The organism is Fusibacter sp., from assembly GCF_057447755.1.
This window is the reverse complement of record NZ_JBVBZF010000244.1, coordinates 1-5,454: the sequence shown is the minus strand read 5'-3', so window position 1 is coordinate 5,454 and position 5,454 is coordinate 1. Positions and strand designations below refer to the sequence as shown.

Genomic DNA, 5,454 nt, shown 5'->3' with positions numbered 1-5,454 from the left:
GGCATTTCTTATTGGCGATTGGACCAAAAGTTAGCGCAAACAACAGAAGTCATATTTGAAAAGGGAGAGTGATGATAATGAAAGACATGTTATTGGAAATTATGTATGTCCTTTGTGGACTTGTATCTATAATTGCAGCAGTTTATGCTGTTAAAGACAAGGAACACCCTTCTTCAAAGGTAACTGCTGTTTTTTGGACCTTGCTTGGAATTGTCTTTATTTTTGGCAAGTATATTCCCGGTTCAGTCTCTGGTATAATACTAGTAGTGATGGCTTTACTCGCATCCACTAAGAAAGTTACTTTTGGATCACTTAAGAATTCGGATGAAACCTTTAGACAAGAAAAGGCGAAAAGCATCCAAAACAAATTGTTCATTCCAGCACTGGCTATTGGTGTGGTTGCATTTTTAGTGGCACAGTTTGTACCAGCCCTAGGCGCTTTGGTGGGTCTTGGTATAGCGGCGCTTGTAGCAACAATCTTAGGTATTGTCTTCACAAGGGCATCTGTTTCAGAACTGACATATGACAGCAGTAGACTCTTGCAACAAGTTGGACCATCAAGCATTCTGCCTCAACTATTGGCAGCCCTAGGTGCACTATTTACCTCAGCAGGGGTTGGCGAAGTGATTTCAGGTGGCATTGGCAGTGTCATTACGGATGACAGCAAGTTAATTGCAGTCATCGCCTATTGTGCTGGTATGACGATCTTTACCATGATCATGGGAAATGCATTTGCGGCTTTTGCAGTTATCACTGCAGGCATAGGTGTACCCTTCGTCATGGCTCAAGGCGCAGACCCTGCCATAGCAGGTGCACTTGCACTTACGGCTGGCTACTGCGGTACTTTATTGACTCCAATGGCAGCAAATTTTAACATTGTACCAGCAGCAGTCCTTGAAACAAAGAATCCTTATCGTGTGATTATTGCACAGGTACCAATCGCACTTTCACTTTGGATAACACATGTGGCACTTATGTATTTCTTAGCTTTTAAATAAAATGACACCCTTTTGTTTAGCATTACGGCAGACCATCAGAAAGGAATTAAAAATGAAAGTATTGATCACTGGGTTTAACCCTTTTGGCGGAGAAAGTAAAAATCCGGCATTTGAAGCTGTAAAAAGGCTTCCAGACGGCTTTGAAAATATTGAGATTGTAAAGGTTGAGGTCCCAACAGAGTTTTATGAATCTGTAAGGGTCTTGAGACATCATGTGGAGAAAGAAAGGCCAGATCTTGTAATCTGTGTTGGACAAGCAGGCGGAAGAGCTGCTGTGAGTATTGAGAGGGTTGCCATAAATATTGATGATGCTAGAATTCCGGATAATGCCGGTAATCAGCCTCTTGATGAGGCAATTGTAGAAAATGGCCCTGCAGCATATTTCAGTACACTGCCCATTAAAGCCATGGCAAATGCCATTAGAGAGGGCGGCATTCCTGCGACGGTTTCAAATTCTGCAGGAACTTATGTCTGTAATCATATTATGTATGGCTTGATGCATATGATTGATACCTCTTTTCCAGGTACAAGGGGCGGCTTTATCCATGTGCCTTATTTAGAGGATCAAGTGCTTGATAAACCCAATATGCCAGCCATGTCTTTGGCGTCTATTACAAAAGCGCTAGAGATTGCCGTAAAAACAGCTTGTAGCGTAAGAGAAGACATCCAAAAATCTGAAGGAACCGTGTGCTAGTCTTACCTTAATTCATATTATAGAACGAGTTTAAAAATACTAAGGCATGTGCTTGAGAATGATGAAGTGCATGCCTTTTTGTGATATGATATTTAAAATTAGACTTTAGAGGTGATTCAATGTACCGTGAACTGTTTGATCCTGTTAACCAGGAGGAGATGACGACCTATTTTGCAGATATCTTGGCACCCAAGGGCATGATCAAGACTTTTAAGAAAAACACCATAATAGATCCCCTAGATGCAGATCATGTCTATATTGTAATTTCAGGAGAATGTCGCCAAGGCCTCGTTAGTGTAGATGGTAGTGAAAGGACATTTTTTAGGTTAACACGTGGCACGATTTTTGGAGAGATGGATTATTTTGATGGGGATCGTACTTGTGAAATGACTTATGTAACTCAAAAATCGGAAATCAGTATTTTACCAAGACCTCTTCTAGAGGAAACCCTCAAAGAATCACCAGAGGTTTATCGGTATTTTATTCATTCGATTGTTAGAAAATATCGCTTGTTGATGTTGCAAATTGCTGATGCTAGGTTTAATGACTCCATAGGGATTCTCGCAAGTGCCTTGCTGAGAATCGGTTCAATGCAGGAAGGTAAGGACTTAAGCGAGAAAACCCTCATTGAAAGACAGTACACACATGAAGAACTTGCAAACAATTTGGGACTTAGCAGACCTACCGTAACCAGTGGCCTTTGTTATCTTAAGGATAAGGGCTTGATCTCAAATACTGGTAAACAGATTGTCATTGAGAAGGTAGATGAAATGCGCGCGCTCACAAATACGTATTGGTAGAGGTTTTTGAATGATATATACTTACTATTTTAGTCCAACAGGCACCACGAAGCGGGTGGTTGAGCAGTTGGCAATAGAATTGAATAATCTTAGTGATGGAAGCGGCATCTTTTCATATGATTTTACTTTGCCTCATAAGCGAAAAATGCTAGTGGATGATATTCAACAAATGGAGGAGAGGGCCACAGAAAGGGATGTGATCTTATTTGGTGTGCCCGTTTACGCAGGTAGAGTGCCCAATATTTTGCTTAAGTCATTCATGGGTATGAATGGTGGCGGGAGATGGGTTGTACCAGTGGTGGTATATGGTAATCGGCATTATGACGATGCCTTGACCGAACTCACGCGGATTCTAAGTCATGCTAATTTTAAGATATTGGCACAAGGTGCTTTCATCGGTGAACATGCATTTTCTCTGAAGTTGGCTGCTGGGCGACCTGATGGCACGGATTTTGAAGCGATTCATAAGTTTGCTGAGGCGATTACCTCCAAGTATGGGTCTAAAATACCTGTTTTATTTAACGATGAGACACCATTGAGACCCTACTATCGACCTAAGAACCAAAATGGGGAGTATTTCGACTTTAAGGCCATTAAGCCCCAAACAGATCATAGATGCAACTCGTGTGGTATTTGTGCCAAGGTTTGTCCAATGGGGGCAATTGACGCTCAAATATACTCAGAGATTGTAGGCATCTGTATAAAGTGCTGTGCTTGTGTAAAAAGATGTCCATTACATTCTAAGGCTTTTATAGATAAGGGATTTATAGACCATAAGGTAGAACTTGAAACTCTTTTTGCAGAAAGAAAGCAAGCTGAATTTAATGTTTAAGACATAAAAAGTTTACAAACACCAAATGATAATTGTTATCAATTGGTGTTTTGTTTTTTTAATTTGGGGTATTAATGGTTTATAAGAAATGAAAGGAGAGGTGATCTTATGAAACATGTTATATCATATCAGAACAGAGAAATCGTTTATGATTCAAATGGTGTGAGATTATCCTCAATTCTCGGTAGTGGTGCAACAGAAGCATGGGCTAACACTGATCACTATGAAAAGGAATCTCATGTATCAATCCCTTCTGAAGAAGCTGTGGAACTCGCAAAAGCATGGGTTGAGGAAAATGAAAAGTAGATAGGACAAAAAATAATAAGAGATGCATTTGCTTTATGATCAAAGCAAATTGCATCTCTTTTTTCGTGTGTTTAAAATGTACTGTCCACCCATTCAGCAGCTTCTACAATACTGAGTACCTTTTCAAGACTCATTTCAGGGTGGATGGTGCTTTCATGAGAAATGGTCAATAAACTCATGCCTATGGCAAACTTAACGGTATCATGTAGACTCATTTTATGCATGAAGCCATATCCCAATCCAGCAACGAAAGAATCGCCAGCACCAGTGACATTTTTTACAAGGGCATGCCTTGCCATCATAATGCCTCTAGACGCTTTGTTGGCATAGAAAATACCGTTTTCGTCCAAAGAAATAAAGACATTTTCAACCCCCAAGGCCAAAAGATCTTCCGAGGCTTGAAGGAGGGATTCAGTGCTGTTAAGAGAGTAGCCGACTAATACCTCTGCTTCGAATCGATTAGGCTTAATGGTATGAAAGTATGGTATTAGGTGCTTGATGGTCTCCGCTTTTGCCGCGGAAATCGGATCTAAAACAAACTTGGTCTTGCCCTTATAAGTTTTTAGAATATGTTCCAATAAATCAGGCTGATCTGAGTCTACAAAGGTGTATTCTGCGCCCTCAATGATCTCTTTTTTAGTGTCTATAAAGGCTGCATCCATTTGCGTGGCACTCCACATGTCAACGATGGCAGATACCATTTCACCTTTTTCATCTAAAATCGCCATATATGTTGGCGTTGTACAACCCTTCAAGAAAAGTGAGTCTGACATGTCGTAGCCCATGAGCCTTGAGTGCTCTAGGATACTCCTGCCATGCTCATCATCTCCAAGTGTTGAGATGAACTTGGTCTTAACACCTAAACGTGATGTGGTTTCAGCAATGTTACGGCAGACCCCGCCAAGTGAGACCTTAACACATCCTGGATTGGAATTGAAAGCTCTGTATTTTACTGATGAGAAACCAGTGATATCAACGATAGAAGCCCCTAATACTAGAATATAGGGTTCATGATTATTCAATAGAATACCCTCCTCAAAGTACATAAATGTTCGACCGTTATTATATCACATATGGGCTCAAATAAACAAATTTTATCCGTTCTGAAGTGTAACCAGCGCAGAGAGTCTGTTGCAAATGGCAGTGCCAACCTCTGAAGTGGTTGCCTTTCCGCCTAAGTCCTTAGTGAGATATTTTTCTTCAATTAGAATTTCTTCCAGTGCTTCTATAATGACTTCATGTGACAGGTCAGGGTATAGGTGGTCTAGCATCATTTTTACAGTCCAAATCATTGCCATTGGATTTGCAATTTCCTGGCCTGCAATTTCAGGTGCAGAGCCATGAACTGGCTCAAACATAGAGGGGTGTGTGCCTTCTATGTTTAAGTTGGCGCTTGCTGCAAAGCCAAGACCACCCTGTAAGGCAGCACCTAAATCTGTGATGATGTCACCAAAAAGATTTGAGGCAACGACCACATCAAAGGTCTCGGGCCTTTGAATGAAGTACATGCTAATGGCATCTACGTGGTTTACTTCAGTTTTTATGCGAGGATATTTTTCTGAAATGGCTTTAAACCGTTCATCCCAGAAGACCATGCTGTAATTGAGTGCGTTAGATTTGGTAGCGCTGGTGACTTTTTTAAACTTATTTCTTTTTTCTGCAAGGTCAAATGCATATTTCATGATTCGATCTGTGTTTTTCTTGGTGAAGACGCCAGTTTGATAAGCAGTTGCTGCTTCGGTTTCTAAATTCTCAAAATAGCCATCGCCAGAATATTCACCCTCGACATTTTCTCTGATGACGACGAAATCTATGTCTTGTGGC

Annotated in this window: 7 protein-coding genes; 5 read left to right on the top strand and 2 right to left on the bottom strand. The window is 40.8% G+C overall.

Going from position 1 to position 5,454, the window contains the following annotated elements:
* Positions 1–77: 77 nt before the first annotated feature.
* From AC220I_RS17595 to AC220I_RS17575, 5 genes are all read left to right on the top strand, one after another.
* Positions 78–998, top strand: coding sequence for a DUF979 domain-containing protein (locus tag AC220I_RS17595; RefSeq protein ID WP_486725173.1), 921 nt, complete (start codon positions 78–80; stop codon positions 996–998).
* 52 nt (positions 999–1,050) lie between these two features.
* The gene (gene pcp, locus AC220I_RS17590) at positions 1,051–1,692 is read left to right on the top strand and encodes a pyroglutamyl-peptidase I (RefSeq protein ID WP_486725172.1); all 642 of its coding nucleotides are present in this window, start codon (positions 1,051–1,053) and stop codon (positions 1,690–1,692) included.
* A gap of 119 nt (positions 1,693–1,811) precedes the next feature.
* Positions 1,812–2,492: a Crp/Fnr family transcriptional regulator gene (locus AC220I_RS17585; protein WP_486725171.1), complete on the top strand. Its 681-nt coding sequence runs from the start codon at positions 1,812–1,814 to the stop codon at positions 2,490–2,492.
* Positions 2,493–2,502: 10 nt separating this feature from the next.
* Positions 2,503–3,324: a 4Fe-4S binding protein gene (locus AC220I_RS17580; protein ID WP_486725170.1), complete on the top strand. Its 822-nt coding sequence runs from the start codon at positions 2,503–2,505 to the stop codon at positions 3,322–3,324.
* 108 nt (positions 3,325–3,432) lie between these two features.
* Complete coding sequence (locus AC220I_RS17575; RefSeq protein WP_486725169.1) at positions 3,433–3,630, top strand: CDIF630_02480 family spore surface protein; 198 nt, start codon at positions 3,433–3,435, stop codon at positions 3,628–3,630.
* 71 nt (positions 3,631–3,701) lie between these two features.
* Here the strand turns inward: AC220I_RS17575 and AC220I_RS17570 are convergent, their stop codons facing one another.
* Positions 3,702–4,652 carry a carbohydrate kinase family protein gene (locus tag AC220I_RS17570; protein WP_486725168.1) on the bottom strand — a complete coding sequence of 317 codons (951 nt, stop codon included), beginning with the start codon at positions 4,650–4,652 and terminating at the stop codon, positions 3,702–3,704.
* A gap of 72 nt (positions 4,653–4,724) precedes the next feature.
* Positions 4,725–5,454, bottom strand: a 730-nt coding sequence (locus AC220I_RS17565; RefSeq protein WP_486725167.1) for an isocitrate/isopropylmalate dehydrogenase family protein, incomplete at its 5' end; no start/stop codon positions are given.